The sequence below is a fragment of the Pseudomonas sp. Wu6 genome, from assembly GCF_019891515.1.
GTDB classification, from domain to species: domain Bacteria; phylum Pseudomonadota; class Gammaproteobacteria; order Pseudomonadales; family Pseudomonadaceae; genus Aquipseudomonas; species Aquipseudomonas orientalis_A.
This window is the reverse complement of the sequence record NZ_JAFLXH010000068.1, coordinates 1-15,987: the sequence shown is the minus strand read 5'-3', so window position 1 is coordinate 15,987 and position 15,987 is coordinate 1. Positions and strand designations below refer to the sequence as shown.

The window sequence follows — 15,987 nt, the reverse complement described above, 5'->3', positions numbered from 1 at the left end:
TCATGCACAAGATCGTTCCCACGCTCCGCGTGGGAATGCCGCCGAGGACGCTCTGCGTCCTGCTTTCAACGCAACATCCGGCAATTGCGCAATGGTGACGCGGAGCGTCACAGGATGCATTCCCACGCGGAGCGAGGGAACGATCATCTCAGCGAAAGACTTGCCGCGACGCTCAGTCATGCACAAGATCGTTCCCACGCTCCGCGTGGGAATGCCGCCGAGGACGCTCTGCGTCCTGCTTTCAACGCAACATCCGGCAATTGCGCAATGGTGACGCGGAGCGTCACGGGATGCATTCCCACGCGGAGCGGGGGAACGATCCATGCGTGGCGCACATAAAAAAGGGCCGCGACGCTCAACGGCGTTGCGGCCCTTCTTTAACGGTGGCGCTTATGCCGAATGGTAAGTCGGCAGGGCAAAGCGGTTCTGGCTTTGCAGCATCGAAATTTGTGGCAGCTCACTGGCTTGTTCGGCCAGGTCGCGGCGGATGGCGCTGATGACCCAGGTCAGTTGGTCGGCGGTGTGCAGCTGCTGATACGAGATCGAGCGCTTGACCTGTTTGCCTTCGCTGTTACGCAGGGTCAACAGAATGCCGCCGTCTGGACGTGGTTGGGTGGTGACGTCGTAGTTGGAAAATACCGAAGCGAATTTATCTTGGATCAGGCTCATGTCTATCAGCTCCATTGGCTCAAGTTGGCAAGCATGGAGTGATAGGTGCAGTGATTGTGCCAGTATTGAATCTTATAAAAAGTCTTTATAAATCAGTGGCTTATAAAATCTTAAGATTTTCGTTTTCGTGCAATTTGCATGAAAGGCCATCGTGCATCCTGCATTTTGCGTTATCCAGACGGTTAATTCCTGCACGCAGATGCTGTTTTGCTAACGACTCAGACCGCATGCTTGCGGGATAAATTCCATCCGGCCGGCGACCGGGCTTTCTCTATTGATTCTGCCTATGGGCGCTTTTGACAAAAAAGCCATGACAGCGGGGAACTCCATCGCGACACTGGGCGCCATATAAAGCATCAGAAAGGAGCCCTACTATGTCGACCCAGCCCCAACAAATGACCGAAGACGAAGCCGCCGAATTTGCCGAGCAGGTCTTCGATGTCGCCCGCAAGGGCGATGCCGCCATGCTCGCGGCGCTGTTGGCCAAAGGTCTGCCGGCCAACTTTCGTAACCACAACGGCGACACGCTGTTGATGCTCGCCGCCTACCACGGCCACGCCGAGGCGGTAAAAGTGCTGCTGGAGTTCAAGGCCGACCCCCTGATCGCCAACGACAAGAACCAACTGCCGATTGCCGGTGCGGCATTCAAGGGCCACCTGGCGGTGGTCAAGGCGCTGATCGAAGGCGGCACCCCGGTTGAAGCGGCGTCTTCGGATGGGCGCACGGCGTTGATGATGGCGGCCATGTTCAACCGTGTCGAAATGCTCGACTACCTGCTCGGCCAGGGTGCCAACCCCAAGGCCACCGATGCCCAGGGCGCGACGGCGCTGGCGGCGGCGCAGACCATGGGGGCAGTGGATACGGCGGCGCTGTTGCAAAAACTGGTGTAGGCTACGCGCCCTCGAAAACCCGCCCGCCACAGGACCCGCCCATGAAAACCGCTCTCGTCGAACTCATCAGCAAAATCAGCAGCGGTGTCATGGGGGCGGACGAGGTAGCGCGTATCGCCGATGAAGCAGCTCAGGCCTACGCGGATCCTGCGGCTTTTCTGGCGGCCAATCCGGATATCAACTACGACGACAGCTTCCCGATTCCTTTGGGGGAGTGGGTGGTGGTCGGCAGCCTGCCGGACACTGTGCTGTTCCAGGCCGACACCTACGCGGACCTGTTTGCGCAGATCGTTGCCTCGTTCGGTCCGGGCGTGGCGTTCAACCTCAAGCCCAAGCAATTGGCCAAGACCGAAGACCTGACCGCGCTCAATCGCATCCAGATCCAGATGAGCGCCCTGAGCCCGGAAGACGGTGGCTATGTGCTGCTCAACTTCAGCCAACTGCTTGATGATGAAATCCAGGCCGTCCTGGTGTTCGGCAACGACCTGTCGCGGGTGCTGGAACTGTGCGCCGAGGTTGGTATCAAGGCTGAGCCGTCGCTCGAAGCCCTGAAGATTGCCGTTCACGTTTAAATAATACGGAACCCCCGTCAGGGCTGACTATCCTACAAGGGCATGCCCCCACACTTAGGAGCGACACCATGGGTTCAACTTTCAACGGCCTGATTGGCCTGATCATCCTCGCGCTGGATATCTGGGCGATCATCAACGTGTTCAAAAGCGGCGCGAGCACGGGCGCCAAGGTGTTGTGGATTCTGTTGATCCTGCTGCTGCCGGTACTGGGCCTGATCATCTGGGCCATCGCCGGGCCGCGCGGTAACGTGCGGATCTAACACCGCACTGTGGGAGGGGGCTTGCCCCCGATTAGCGGTGGGTCAGCACTGTATCTGTTGCTGACCCTCCGCTATCGGGGGCAAGCCCCCTCCCACATTGGTTTTGCCGGTTTTACCTACCCCCGCTGAATTTGTGTGTCGAAAGTATTCGCTGCACGAAATTTTCACATCCCGTCCAAGACAATTCGCTCGCTTTGTTCCTCTGCCAGGGCCCCAATCCCTGGGGCATTTAAAGCGGTGGCGAGCTCGCACGTTCAGTAATTAATAGCCTTGCCGGCCTTGATCGGGCACCATTTGCGCCACCGCGTTAACCACCCACCCCGGCCAGCCTGGGCGAGGGCGGACGCCACTGCATTAATTTCGCAACTTCAACTTCCAATGGGTCCTAAAACGACATGGCAAACCCGGACGCCCTGAATCAGCAGCGAGCTTCAAATCGCCTGCTGCAACCGACCGTCAAATCCCATCTGGCATACACGCTGCTCTGCGCACTGGTCATGATGGTGATGTTCTCCCTGCTGCGCCTGGCGTTGCTGGTCTACAACCGCGAGATGATCCTCGACACACCCGCCTCGACCTTCCTGGAAGCGTTCGCCAACGGCCTGCGCCTGGATATCCGCCTGGTGATGTACCTGCTGGTCCCGCTGCTGTTGGCCTTGTTCAGCGTCCGGGCCATGGCGGCGCGCGGGTTTTTCCGGTTGTGGCTGACCGTTGCCTCCAGCATTGCGCTGTTCCTGGGCCTGATGGAGATGGACTTCTATCGCGAGTTCCACCAGCGCCTCAACGGTTTGGTCTTCCAGTATGTGAAGGAAGATCCGAAAACCGTGGTGAGCATGCTCTGGTATGGCTTCCCGGTGGTGCGCTACCTGTTGGCCTGGGCCGTGGGCACGCTGATCCTGAGCATGGCCTTCAAGGGCGCCGACCGTGCAACGCGCCCACGTGGCCCGTTCAGTGGCGGCAGCATCGGTACGCGCCAGGTGGCGCCGTGGTACAGCCGCATCGCGGTGTTCGTGGTGTGCCTGCTGGTCGCCGTGGTCGCCATCCGTGGCACCCTGCGCCAGGGCCCGCCGTTGCGTTGGGGCGACGTGTACACCACCGACTCGAACTTCGCCAACCAGTTGGGCCTTAACGGTACGCTGTCGTTGATCGGCGCGGCCAAGGCGCGTTTCTCCGCGCATCGCGACAACGTCTGGAAAGCCACCCTGGAACAACCGCTGGCCACCCAGACCGTGCGTGACATGCTGCTGCTGCCGAGCGAGAAGCTGGTGGATACCGACACCGCCGCCGTGCGCCGTGATTTCACGCCGCCGGCCGAGAAGACCCTGCCGATCAAGAACGTGGTCGTGATCCTGATGGAGAGCTTCGCCGGTCACTCGGTGGGCGCCCTGGGCCGTCCAGGCAACATCACGCCGTACTTCGACAAGTTGTCCAAGGAAGGCCTGCTGTTCGATCGCTTCTTCTCCAACGGCACCCACACCCACCAGGGTATGTTCGCCACCATGGCGTGCTTCCCGAACCTGCCGGGCTTCGAATACCTGATGCAGACCCCCGAAGGCAGCCACAAGCTGTCGGGCCTGCCGCAGTTGCTGAGCGCGCGCGATTTCGACGACGTGTACGTCTATAACGGCGACTTCGCCTGGGACAACCAGTCGGGCTTCTTCAGCAACCAAGGCATGACCAACTTCATCGGCCGCAACGACTTCGTCGATCCGGTGTTTTCCGATCCGACCTGGGGCGTGTCCGACCAGGACATGTTCAACCGTGGCCTGGAAGAACTGAAGGCTCGCGAAGGCGGCAAGCCGTTCTACGCACTGCTGCAAACCCTGTCCAACCACACACCGTACGCGTTGCCGACGCCGTTGCCGGTTGAGCCGGTCACCGACCGTGGCAGCCTCAACGAGCATTTGACGGCCATGCGTTACTCCGACTGGGCGTTGGGCCAGTTCTTCGAGAAGGCCCGCAAGGAGCCGTACTTCAAGGAAACCCTGTTTGTGGTGGTGGGCGACCACGGCTTCGGCAACGAGCAACAGATCACCGAGATGGACCTGGGCCGTTTCAACGTACCGATGCTGATGATCGCGCCGGGCATGCAGGAAAAGTTCGGCGAGCGTGACCACACCGTGGGCACCCAGATCGATATCGTCCCGACCATCATGGGTCGCCTCGGCGGTGACACCCTGCACCAGTGCTGGGGCCGCGACCTGCTGAACCTGCCGGAAGGCGACAAGGGCTTCGGCGTGATCAAGCCATCGGGCAGCGACCAGACCGTCGCCTTGCTGACGGCTGACCGCGTACTGGTGCTGCCCAAGGAAATGCCACCGAAGTTGTGGCAATACGAACTGGGCGCCAACCCGACCGGCAAGGTCATTGCCGAGTCGCCGGACGAAGCGGCGCTCAAGCAGAAACTTGAGTCGTTCCTGCAAACCGCGACCAAGAGCCTGTTGGATAACACCGCAGGTGTGGTGGACGGCAAGCCGGACTAACTAACAAACCGGCAATAAAAAAGAGGCCTCAATTGAGGCCTCTTTTTTTTACCCTTGGAAGGGGCTTATATCTTGCCGAGCAACAACAGCACCAGCAGAACTACCAGCACCACACCCAGGATACCCGACGGGCCATAACCCCAGTTACGCGAGTGCGGGAACACCGGCAGGCCACCCACCAACAGGAGAATCAGGATAATGATCAGAATCAGGCTCATGGTTTTATTCCTTATAGGCCTTCTGTAAAGACCGGTTATTCAGCGGGAGTCTCGTCCATCTGATAATGGACGGCTTATCAACTCCGACTCTGCCGCCTGATAAAAAATTCAGTATTTTTTTAAAGCATTTCGCTTGCTCGCTTATTTCTTTTAACACGGCCGCAACTACGCAACGTTAGTTGAAAAATATTGAACTTAGGCTATACGCAAGTATCCGACCGAGCCCGCGGTTTGCCTGGGGCATTCATCATTCTGATGGTGCGTGGGCGCGGCAGGAACCTTCGCTACACTGCCGATCACTTCCATCGTGAACCACAAGGCTACTTCCTATGCAAAACCGCATGATGATCACGGGCGCCGGGTCCGGTCTGGGTCGTGAAATCGCACTGCGCTGGGCCCGTGAGGGTTGGCGGCTGGCCTTGTCGGATGTCAGCGAGCCGGGCTTGCAGGAAACCCTGAGGTTGGTGCGCGACGCCGGTGGCGACGGTTTCATCCAGCGCTGCGATGTGCGTGACTACAGCCAGCTCACTGCGTTGGCGCAGGCGTGCGAAGTGAAGCTTGGCGGCATCGATGTGATCGTCAATAACGCCGGCGTGGCGTCCGGCGGGTTCTTTGCCGAGCTGTCGCTCGAGGATTGGGACTGGCAGATCGCAATCAACCTGATGGGCGTGGTCAAGGGCTGCAAGGCGTTCCTGCCGCTGCTGGAAAAGAGCAAGGGCCGTATCATCAACATCGCCTCGATGGCCGCTCTGATGCAGGGCCCGGCCATGAGTAACTACAACGTGGCCAAGGCCGGTGTGGTGGCGCTGTCGGAAAGCTTGCTGGTGGAACTCAAGCAGCAGGAAATCGGCGTGCATGTGGTCTGCCCGTCGTTTTTCCAGACCAACCTGCTTGATTCATTTCGCGGGCCGACCCCGGCGATGAAAGCGCAGGTGGGCAAGTTGCTCGAGAGTTCGCCGATCTCGGCGACGGACATCGCCGACTATATCCATCAGCGCGTGAGTGCAGGCGAGTTCATGATTCTGCCCCACGAGCAGGGGCGAATGGCGTGGACACTCAAACAGAAAAACCCGCAGTTGCTCTATGACGAGATGACGCTGATGGCTGACAAGATGCGCGCCAAGGCGCAGGCCATAAAGGGCTGATAGGGGTGCGGTCTGTCAGGCAAATTACCTATGCCTGTAGGTGATGCCTGATTTGGCCGCGAGCCATTGCTGGTTACGCTACAAACAAGCATGGTCGGGGTCCTGACATTCGAAAAAGGACAACCGCCATGCTGGTCTTGAGCCGCGCCTTGGGCGAAAGCATTTCCATCGGCGATGATATCGCTTTGCACATTCTTGAAGTCAGTGCCAACCACGTGAAGTTCGGCATAGCAGCGCCGGCAGGCGTCAGCGTGCATCGCGCCGAGGTGTATCGCAAAATCCTCGAGCGCCAGGCGAGTGCCGCCTATCCGGTGCCGGTGCCCAACCCGTAGCGTCACCGTCAATCAAACAGGTGCTTGGGCACGTCGTGCTTGAGCATCAGTTGGCACTGCTCGCTTTCCGGGTCGAACACAATCAGCGCCTGGCCTTTGGTCAGTGCCTGACGTACGCGCAGTACCCGGGTTTCCAGCGGTGTGTCGTCGCCATTGTCGGTGCCATCGCGGGTGACGAAATCCTCGATGAGGCGGGTCAGGGTGTCGACTTCAAGCGCGTCGTAGGGGATCAGCATATAAGCCTCGGGGGTCAAGTCCCGGCGATGCTACTGTGCCGGGACTTATGTTGACAGTGTCGGGCGTTTCAAGGGTCAGCTGTTGCCCGTATCGGACTTGTTCCCGACCAGGCTGTCCACCGACGGCACCCGGGTATCGCTTTCCATCTGCGTCTCATGTTCGATCTGATGGCTGAAGCGGTCCAGGGAGCCTTGTGCCGGTTGCGCGTCGCTGGCGAATACCGGTGGGCTGAGGATGTAGGCGCCGAGCAGTCGACTCAGTGCCGCCAGGCTGTCGATATGGGTGCGCTCGTAACCGTGGGTGGCATCGCAACCGAACGCCAGCAGGGCGGTGCGAATGTCATGCCCGGCGGTGACCGCCGAATGCGCATCGCTGAAGTAATAGCGGAACAGATCGCGGCGTACCGGCAGGTCGTTGTCCGCCGCCAGGCGCAGCAGATGCCGTGACAGGTGATAGTCGTACGGCCCACCGGAATCCTGCATCGCCACGCTCACCGCGTGCTCGCTGGAGTGCTGGCCCGGAGCGACCGGGGCGATGTCGATGCCGACGAATTCACTCACATCCCAGGGCAGGGCTGCGGCGGCACCGCTGCCGGTTTCCTCGGTGATGGTGAACAGCGGGTGGCAGTCGATGAGCAGCGGTTCGCCGCTGTCGATAATGGCCTTGAGCGCAGCGAGCAGGGCCGCGACGCCGGCCTTGTCGTCCAGGTGACGTGCGCTGATGTGGCCGCTTTCGGTGAACTCCGGCAGTGGGTCGAATGCCACGTAGTCACCGACGCTGATCCCCAGGGAATCGCAATCGGCACGGGTCGCGCAGTAGGCGTCCAGGCGCAGTTCCACGTGGTCCCAGCTCACCGGCATTTCATCCACGGCGGTGTTGAACGCGTGCCCGGAGGCCATCAGTGGCAGCACGCTGCCGCGGATCACGCCGTTGTCGGTGAACAGGCTGACACGGCTGCCTTCGGCAAAGCGGCTTGACCAGCAGCCGACCGGCGCCAGTGTCAGGCGGCCGTTGTCCTTGATGGCGCGCACGGCGGCGCCGATGGTGTCCAGGTGCGCGGAGACGGCGCGGTCAGGGCTGTTTTTCTGGCCCTTGAGGGTCGCGCGAATCGTGCCGCGCCGGGTCATTTCAAACGGGATGCCAAGCTCTTCCAGGCGTTCGGCGACGTAGCGCACGATGGTGTCGGTGAAGCCGGTGGGACTGGGAATGGCGAGCATTTCCAGCAGCACTTTTTGCAGGTAGACGAGATCGGGTTCGGGAATGGTTCGAGTCATGGAAACTCCTGATGAGTTGAGGGCGATCGTTCCCACGCTCTGCGTGGGAATGCCTCCAGGGACGCTCTGCGTCCGCTGTGGTGACGCAGAGCGCCACGGGCTGCATTCCCACGCGGAGCGTGGGAACGATCGGTGGTCAGGCGGCCGGCTGACTGTGCGGAAACAACAAATCCACAAACTTCTCAGCGGTCGGTTGCGGTTCATGGTTGGCAAGGCCTGCCCGTTCATTGGCTTCAATGAAGACGTATTCGGGCTGGTCGGCGGCGGGCACCATCAGGTCCAGGCCGACCATGGGAATATCCAGCGCGCGGGCTGCACGCACAGCGGCATCTACCAGGGTCGGATGCAAAATGGCCGTGACATCTTCCAGGCATCCGCCGGTATGCAGGTTGGCGGTGCGGCGCACGGCCAGTTGCACGCCACGGGGCAGGACGCTGTCGTAATCGTAGCCGGCGGCCTTGAGGGTACGTTCGGTTTCGGCGTCCAGGGGGATCTTGCTTTCGCCATCGGTGGCGGCCTGACGACGGCGGCTTTGCGCCTCGATCAAGGCGCGAATCGAATGCTGACCGTCACCCATCACTTCGGCAGGGCGGCGGATCGCTGCGGCGACCACTTCGAAACCAATCACCAGGATGCGCAGGTCCAGGCCCTCGTGGAAGCTTTCGAGCAGCACGCGGCTGTCGAACTGGCGCGCCGCGTCGATGGCTTGCTGCACCTCCTCGAACGTGTGCAAATCCACCGCCACGCCCTGGCCCTGCTCGCCATCGAGCGGCTTGACCACGATACGTTGATGTTCGTCGAGAAACTCCAGGTTGTCGTCGGCACTGCCCGCCAATTGCTGCGCCGGCAACTTCAAGCCGGCGGCCTTGAGCACCTTGTGGGTCAGGCTCTTGTCCTGGCACAACGTCATGCTGATGGCGCTGGTCAGGTCGCTCAGCGACTCGCGGCAGCGCACGCGGCGCCCGCCGTGGCTGAGGGTGAACAGGCCGGCATCGGCATCATCCACCTGCACGTCGATGCCCCGTCGATGGGCTTCTTCGACAATGATCCGTGCATAAGGATTGAACCCCGCCTGCGGCCCGGGGCCGAGAAACAGCGGCTGGTTGATGCCGTTCTTGTGCTTGATGGCGAAGGTGTTCAACGCACGAAAGCCCAACTTGGCGTAGAGGCTCTTGGCCTGACGGTTATCGTGCAACACCGACAGGTCCAGATAGCTCAAGCCTCGGCTCATGAAATGTTCCACCAGGTGGCGCACCAGCACCTCACCCACGCCGGGCCGGGTGCATTGCGGGTCTACCGCCAGGCACCACAGGCTGCAACCGTTTTCCGGGTCATGGAACGCTTTCTGATGGTTCAGGCCCATGACGCTGCCGATGACCGCGCCGCTGTCCTCATCTTCGGCCAGCCAGTACACCGGGCCGCCTTGATGGCGCGGCGTCAGGCGTTCGGCGTCAATGGGCAGCATGCCGCGGCCCTGGTAGAGCAGGTTCACCGCCTGCCAGTCGGCTTCGTTCTGCACGCGGCGGATACGAAAGCCGCGAAACACACGGGTAGCGGGGCGGTAGTCACTGAACCACAGGCGCAGAGTGTCCGAAGGGTCGAGGAACAACTGCTGCGGATCGATGCCGAGAATCTGCTGGGGCGCGGCCACATACAGCGCGATATCGCGCTCGCCGGGTTGCTCGTTGAGCAGTTCCTGGGCAAGGCTGGCGGGGTCGGGGAAGGTGTGCCCGATCAACAAACGCCCCCAACCGCAATGCACGGCAATCGGTTCGGGGCCTTGCGCGCTGCCGTCTTCGGCCAGCCGGGCCTGCAGGCGCTCGTAGGTCGGCGCCTGGCCCTTGAGCAAGCGTTGGCTGTACGCCGCGGCGTTAGGTTTCATTGATCAGATTCCTTGTTCGCTGAGCCACAGGTTCAGCGCCGCCAGTTGCCACAGCTTGGAGCCGCGCAACGGCGTCAATTGGCCTTGTGGGTCCGTCAGCAGGCGGTCGAGCATGGCGGGGTTGAACAGGCCACGGTCCTGGCTCGGGTCCAGCAGCAGCTCGCGCACCCAGTTCAGGGTGTCGCCTTGCAAATGCTTGAGGCCCGGCACCGGGAAGTAGCCTTTCTTGCGGTCGATCACTTCGCTGGGGATCACCCGACGCGCGGCTTCCTTGAGCACCTGCTTGCCGCCGTCGGGCAGCTTGAACTTGCCCGGCACGCGGGCCGACAGTTCCACCAGGCGATAGTCGAGAAACGGCGTGCGCGCTTCCAGGCCCCAGGCCATGGTCATGTTGTCGACGCGTTTGACCGGGTCGTCCACCAGCATCACCGTGCTGTCCAGGCGCAGAGCCTTGTCGACGGCGGCATCAGCCCCCGGCATCGCGAAGTGTTCGCGCACGAAGTCCCCGGCGGCGTCGTTGGCGGTCAGCCATTTCGGCGCAACGGTGGCGGCGTAGTCGTCGTAGCTGCGGTCGAAAAAGGCATCGCGATAAGCCGCATACGGATCGCTGGCGCCGTCCACCTGCGGGTACCAGTGGTAACCGGCGAACAGTTCGTCGGCGCCCTGGCCGCTCTGCACCACCTTGCAATGCTTGGCCACTTCCCGCGACAGCAGGTAGAAGGCGATGCAGTCATGACTGACCATCGGCTCGCTCATGGCGCGGAACGCGGCCGGCAGTTGCTCGATGATCTCGCTTTCGGCGATGCGCAACTGGTGGTGACGGGTGCCGTAGTGCTTGGCGATCAGGTCCGAATACTGGAACTCGTTGCCAGCCTCGCCGCCCGCGTCTTCAAAACCGATGGAGAAGGTCGACAGGTCTTGCACGCCGACTTCACGCAGCAGGCCGACGAGCATGCTCGAGTCGACGCCACCGGAGAGCAGCACGCCAACGTCCACAGCCGCGCGCTGGCGGATCGCGACGGCTTCGCGGGTGCTGTCGAGCACGCGATCGGTCCAGTCTTCCAGGGTCAGGTGTTTTTCATCCTCATGGGGGCCGTAGGGCAGGGTCCACCAGGTGTGCTGTTCGGTCTTGCCGCTGGCATCGATGCGCATCCAGCTCGCCGGCGGCAGTTTTTCAATGCCTGCCAGCAGGGTGCGCGGTGCAGGCACCACGGCATGGAAGTTGAGGTAGTGATTGAGCGCCACCGGGTCGAGGATCGGGTTGATATCGCCGCCCTTGAGCAGCGCCGGCAAGGCCGAGGCAAAGCGCAGGCGCTGGCCGGTGCGCGACAGGTACAAAGGCTTAACACCGAGACGGTCACGGGCGATAAACAGGCGCTGGGCATCGCGCTCCCAGATGGCGAACGCGAACATGCCGTTGAGCTTTGGCAGAAGCGCTTCGCCCCAGGCGTGATAGCCCTTGAGCAGCACTTCGGTGTCACCGCCGGAATAGAAGGCGTAGCCGAGGGCTTCCAGCTCTTGGCGCAGTTCCGGGAAGTTGTAGATCGCGCCATTGAAGGCCAGGGACAGCCCCAGTTGGGCGTCGACCATCGGTTGGGCGGAGCCGTCCGACAGGTCCATGATTTTCAGGCGGCGATGACCCAGGGCAATCGGCCCCTGGGCGTGAAAGCCCCAGGCGTCGGGGCCACGGGGGGCGAGGTGATGCGTGATGCGTTCCACGGCTGCCAGGTCGGCAGGTTGATGATCAAAGCGTAACTCGCCAGCTAGTCCACACATAAGTTCCTTACCGGTTTTTCCGTTGGGGAGGGGTCAATACTCAATACGCCTTGAAGGGCGCGTACCCAGAAACTGACCCAGCGCTATGCGTGGAGTTTTAGATCAATAAGTTATAAAGCAAACTGCCATGAGGTCATCCGGCCTGCACTTTAGAAGCCTGAGATTGGCCGCGAACCAGGGCGCGCAGGGCAAATCGATTGGGATGACAGGCCTCGGCCACCGCGCTCGGCAAGGGCAGTGGTTCGTCACAGAGCCAGGCTGCCAGCAGTTCGCCGCACAGCGGCGCGGTGACCAGGCCGCGTGAGCCGTGCCCGCTGTTGATGTACAGGCCCGGCAGCCACGGGCAGGGTAGGTCTGGCACTTGCCGGGCGTCTTTGCCCAGTGCGGCGTACACCTGTGCAAAGGCCTCAAGGTCGGCCAACGGGCCGACGATCGGCAGGTAGTCGGGGCTGGTGCAACGAAAGGCCGCGCGGCCCTGCAAGTGTTCCGCTGCCATTGTGTCGGCGTCCAGGCGTTGCAGCAGGTCTTCCGAGATTTCGCGCAGCCTCTCCAGGTTACCGGCATGTTCGGCGCTGGTGGGGGTGAGGTCCTGGCTATTGAAATCGAAACTGGCGCCCAGGGTATGTTCGCCCAGGCGGGCCGGTGCGACATAACCTTCAGCGCAGACCACGGTGGCCAGCGCCCGGCTTGCCGGCGTCTGCGCCAGGCAGGTGATCTGCCCGCGTATGCGCTTGAGCGGCAAGTCGGCGCTGGGTGCGAAGCGCTTGATCTCGGCAGCCCCGGCGAGCACGACCACGCTGGCGCTGGCCAGTAGCCGATCACCGTCGCGCGCGCACCACTGGTCATCCACTCGGTCGAGTTCAAGCACCTCGCGGTGGGTGAGCACGTTGATCAAGGGGTGCGTTGCCTGCCACTGGCAGAGCGACGGTGGGTGCACCCAGCCGCCCTCGGGGAAAAACACACCGCCCTGGGCCACGTCGATCCCGGCGCATTGCCGGGCCTGATCGCGATCGACCAAGTGCAACAGTGCTGGGGGAAAGGCTGCCGCCAGTTGGGCCTGGCGCTCGCCTTCCCTGGCGTCGAACGCCAGTTGCAACACGCCGCAGTCGTCCCAGTCGACGCCACGGTGCAGCTGTTCGAGCAGGCGCCGGGTATGCCCGAAGCCGCTGAGTATCAGTTGGGACAGTGCCGTTCCGTGCGCTGAGAGCTTCAGGTACAGCACGCCCTGGGGATTGCCCGAGGCCTCTGCGGCCAGTCCGGCATGCCGTTCCAGCAAGCTGACCCGCCAACCCCGCGCCGCCAGGCTGGCTGCGGTGGCGCAACCGGCCAGGCCACCGCCGATGACCATGGCGTGGCGGTCACCGCTGACCGGCGCCGGCCGTGCGAACCAGGGCTTGGCGCGGGCGGGCGCCGGACGGTCCTCGGGCCACCCCAGGAACTCCCCGCGCAGGATCTCCCACTTGTGGCCAATGCCGGGCGTGCGTTTCATCTTGAACCCGGCGGCATTGATCAGCCGGCGTACCCAGCCGGTGCTGGTGAAGGTGCTGATGGTCGAGCCCGGTGCGGCCAGGCGCGCCAGTTCGGCGAACAGCTCGGCGGTCCACATGTCCGGGTTCTTCGCCGGGGCAAAGCCGTCGAGAAACCACGCATCTATTTGCGCGTCCAGCTGCGGCAGTTGCTCCAGGGCGTCGCCGATCAACAGGGTCAGGGTGACGCGGCCGTTGTCCAGCACCAGGCGTTGAAAGCCCTGATGGATGGCGATGTACTGGGTCAGCAACTGTTCGGCATAAGGTTGCAGCTCGGGCCAGAGGGCGAGGGCGCGTTGCAGGTCGGCATGGCTGAGCGGGTATTTTTCCACGCTGACAAAATGCAGGCGTGCCCCGGCCACCGCGTGTTGGTCGAATAGCTGCCAGGCACACAGGAAATTCAAGCCCGTGCCGAATCCGGTTTCGCCGATCACCAGGCGCCCGTCGGCCGGCAAGGCCGCAAAACGCGCCTGCAGGCGGTTCTGTTCAAGGAATACATAACGGGTTTCTTCCAGGCCCGACTGGTCGGAGAAGTACACGTCATCGAACACCCGCGAGTGCGGGCGGCCTTGGTCGTCCCAGTCGAGCTGGGCGTGGGTGATCGGGGTCATGGGGGCTCGTATAAATAACGGCAGGTTAAGACAAGGCGGCCATTCTAGCCGATCAACCGGTGTTGAATTGATCCACGGCAAGCGGCGGTTGAATTTCCTCCCGCGTGTCGTTGCCCAATCCGCTAGTCTTGAGCCATCTTGAAACGGAGCTGCCCATGTTCGAATCCGCCGAAATCGGTCACGCCATCGACAAAGACACCTATGACGCCGAAGTGCCGGCCCTGCGTGAGGCCTTGCTGGAAGTGCAGTACGAGCTGCAACAGCAGAAGCGCTTCCCGGTGATCATCCTGATCAACGGCATCGAAGGCGCGGGCAAGGGCGAAACCGTCAAGCTGCTCAACGAATGGATGGACCCACGCCTGATCGAAGTGCGCACCTTCGACCAACAGACCGACGAAGAACTGGCCCGCCCGCCGGCCTGGCGCTACTGGCGACAGTTGCCCGCCAAAGGCCGCATGGGCATTTTCTTCGGCAACTGGTACAGCCAGATGCTGCAGGGCCGGGTGCATGGGCAGATCAAGGACGCGCGGCTGGACCAGGCCATCGCCGGTGCCGAGCGCCTGGAAAAGATGCTGTGCGACGAAGGCGCGCTGATCTTCAAATTCTGGTTTCACCTGTCCAAGAAACAGATGAAGGCCCGGCTCAAGGCCCTGGCCGATGACCCGCTGCACAGCTGGCGCATCAGCCCGCTGGACTGGCAGCAGTCCAAGACCTACGACAAGTTCGTGCATTTTGGTGAACGCGTGCTGCGCCGCACCAGCCGCGACTACGCACCGTGGCATGTGATCGAGGGCGTCGACCCGCATTACCGTGGGCTGACCGTGGGCAAGATCCTGCTCGAAGGCCTGCAAAGCGCGTTGAAGCAGGCCAGGGTCAAGGCCAGTGGCATGAACCCGGCACCGCTGCCGTCGTCGGTGGACCAGATGAGCCTGCTCAACAGCCTCGACATGAGCCTGCGCCTGGACAAGGACGATTACGAAGAACAGCTGATTACCGAGCAGGCGCGCTTCTCCGGCCTGATGCGTGACAAACGCATGCGCAGGCACGCGCTGGTCACCGTCTTTGAAGGCAACGACGCGGCGGGCAAGGGCGGGGCGATCCGCCGTGTGGCGGCCGCGCTGGACCCGCGCCAGTACCACATCGTGCCGATTGCCGCGCCCAGTGAAGACGAGCGCGCCCAGCCTTACCTGTGGCGGTTCTGGCAGAAGATCCCGGCGCGGGGCATGTTCACCGTGTTCGATCGCTCCTGGTACGGCCGCGTGCTGGTCGAGCGCATCGAATGCTTCTGCACCCCGGCGGACTGGATGCGCGCGTATGGCGAGATCAATGATTTCGAAGAGCAACTGCGCGATGCCGGTGTGATCGTGGTCAAGTTCTGGCTGGCCATCGACAAGGACACTCAGCTGGAACGCTTCAAGGCCCGCGAGGAAATCCCGTTCAAGCGCTTCAAGATTACCGAAGACGACTGGCGCAACCGCGACAAGTGGGACGACTACCGTGCGGCGGTGGGCGACATGGTTGACCGCACCAGCACCGAGGTGGCGCCCTGGACGCTGGTGGAAGCCAACGACAAGCGCTGGGCGCGGGTCAAGGTATTGCGCACCATCAACCGAGCGCTGGAAGACGCATTCGAGAAGACCGACAAGCACGACAAGAAGAAAAAGAAATAGCCTGGGCCTGACTCGGTCCACCTGTGGGAGGGGGCTTGCCCCCGATGGCGGTGGGTCAGTTGCAACTGCATCGACTGACAGCCTGCTATCGGGAGCAAGCCCCCTCCCACATTTGATTTGTGCACACTGGATAGACTGTATTCGCCGAAACCGACAAGCACGACAACGACGAGAAGAAATAGCCTGAGCCTGACTCGGTCCACCTGTGGGAGGGGGCTTGCCCCCGATGGCGGTGGGTCAGCTGCAACTGCATCGACTGACAGCCTGCCATCGGGGGCAAGCCCCCTCCCACATTGGATTTGTGCACACTGGATAGACTGCATTCGCCGAAACCGACAAGCACGACAAGAAGAAAAAGAAATAGCCTGGGCCTGACTCGGTCCACCTGTGGGAGGGGGCTTGCCCCCGATGGCGGTGGGTCAGTTGCAACTGCATCGACTGA

Annotated in this window: 14 protein-coding genes; 7 read left to right on the top strand and 7 right to left on the bottom strand. The window is 62.1% G+C overall.

The features are described from left to right. Positions 1 to 390: 390 nt before the first annotated feature. Complete coding sequence (locus tag J1G34_RS26390; RefSeq protein ID WP_003172952.1) at positions 391 to 669, bottom strand: DUF3509 domain-containing protein; 279 nt, start codon at positions 667 to 669, stop codon at positions 391 to 393. A 374-nt stretch (positions 670 to 1,043) separates the two neighbouring features. Here J1G34_RS26390 and J1G34_RS26385 point away from each other — a divergent pair, with 374 nt between their 5' ends. From J1G34_RS26385 to J1G34_RS26370, 4 genes are all read left to right on the top strand, one after another. After that, a complete protein-coding gene (locus tag J1G34_RS26385; protein ID WP_065887969.1) occupies positions 1,044 to 1,559 on the top strand; it encodes an ankyrin repeat domain-containing protein in 516 nt (171 codons plus the stop codon). A 41-nt stretch (positions 1,560 to 1,600) separates the two neighbouring features. After that, complete coding sequence (locus tag J1G34_RS26380) at positions 1,601 to 2,131, top strand: hypothetical protein (RefSeq protein WP_065887970.1); 531 nt, start codon at positions 1,601 to 1,603, stop codon at positions 2,129 to 2,131. A gap of 68 nt (positions 2,132 to 2,199) precedes the next feature. After that, positions 2,200 to 2,391 carry a PLDc N-terminal domain-containing protein gene (locus tag J1G34_RS26375; protein ID WP_003172956.1) on the top strand — a complete coding sequence of 64 codons (192 nt, stop codon included), beginning with the start codon at positions 2,200 to 2,202 and terminating at the stop codon, positions 2,389 to 2,391. Positions 2,392 to 2,786: 395 nt separating this feature from the next. Beyond that, positions 2,787 to 4,874 (top strand): LTA synthase family protein, encoded by a 2,088-nt coding sequence (locus J1G34_RS26370; protein ID WP_057721425.1) that lies wholly within the window; start codon positions 2,787 to 2,789, stop codon positions 4,872 to 4,874. A gap of 65 nt (positions 4,875 to 4,939) precedes the next feature. Here the strand turns inward: J1G34_RS26370 and J1G34_RS26365 are convergent, their stop codons facing one another. Continuing rightward, complete coding sequence (locus J1G34_RS26365) at positions 4,940 to 5,092, bottom strand: DUF3309 family protein (protein ID WP_003192767.1); 153 nt, start codon at positions 5,090 to 5,092, stop codon at positions 4,940 to 4,942. Positions 5,093 to 5,421: 329 nt separating this feature from the next. On the opposite strand from J1G34_RS26365, the gene J1G34_RS26360 reads away from it, so the two are divergent. Both J1G34_RS26360 and csrA read left to right on the top strand, forming a co-directional pair. After that, a complete protein-coding gene (locus tag J1G34_RS26360) occupies positions 5,422 to 6,237 on the top strand; it encodes an SDR family oxidoreductase (protein WP_065894021.1) in 816 nt (271 codons plus the stop codon). A 128-nt stretch (positions 6,238 to 6,365) separates the two neighbouring features. Beyond that, positions 6,366 to 6,569 (top strand): carbon storage regulator CsrA, encoded by a 204-nt coding sequence (gene csrA / locus J1G34_RS26355; protein ID WP_065887973.1) that lies wholly within the window; start codon positions 6,366 to 6,368, stop codon positions 6,567 to 6,569. A gap of 8 nt (positions 6,570 to 6,577) precedes the next feature. Here the strand turns inward: csrA and J1G34_RS26350 are convergent, their stop codons facing one another. The 5 genes from J1G34_RS26350 to mnmC form a co-directional block, all read right to left on the bottom strand. Further along, positions 6,578 to 6,805, bottom strand: coding sequence for a YheU family protein (locus tag J1G34_RS26350; RefSeq protein WP_003192759.1), 228 nt, complete (start codon positions 6,803 to 6,805; stop codon positions 6,578 to 6,580). A 75-nt stretch (positions 6,806 to 6,880) separates the two neighbouring features. Continuing rightward, entirely contained in the window at positions 6,881 to 8,080 is a 1,200-nt protein-coding gene (locus tag J1G34_RS26345; RefSeq protein WP_122483185.1) for an osmoprotectant NAGGN system M42 family peptidase, read from the bottom strand. Positions 8,081 to 8,216: 136 nt separating this feature from the next. Then, positions 8,217 to 9,962, bottom strand: a complete 1,746-nt coding sequence (gene ngg, locus J1G34_RS26340) for an N-acetylglutaminylglutamine synthetase (protein WP_065887976.1) — start codon at positions 9,960 to 9,962, stop codon at positions 8,217 to 8,219. A 3-nt stretch (positions 9,963 to 9,965) separates the two neighbouring features. Next, positions 9,966 to 11,738, bottom strand: coding sequence for an N-acetylglutaminylglutamine amidotransferase (locus J1G34_RS26335; RefSeq protein WP_122464138.1), 1,773 nt, complete (start codon positions 11,736 to 11,738; stop codon positions 9,966 to 9,968). Positions 11,739 to 11,871: 133 nt separating this feature from the next. Further along, the gene (gene mnmC, locus J1G34_RS26330) at positions 11,872 to 13,875 is read right to left on the bottom strand and encodes a bifunctional tRNA (5-methylaminomethyl-2-thiouridine)(34)-methyltransferase MnmD/FAD-dependent 5-carboxymethylaminomethyl-2-thiouridine(34) oxidoreductase MnmC (protein ID WP_222994844.1); all 2,004 of its coding nucleotides are present in this window, start codon (positions 13,873 to 13,875) and stop codon (positions 11,872 to 11,874) included. A gap of 155 nt (positions 13,876 to 14,030) precedes the next feature. Between mnmC and pap the strand changes: the two genes are divergently transcribed. Then, positions 14,031 to 15,545, top strand: coding sequence for a polyphosphate:AMP phosphotransferase (gene pap, locus J1G34_RS26325; RefSeq protein ID WP_222994843.1), 1,515 nt, complete (start codon positions 14,031 to 14,033; stop codon positions 15,543 to 15,545). Positions 15,546 to 15,987: the final 442 nt, after the last annotated feature.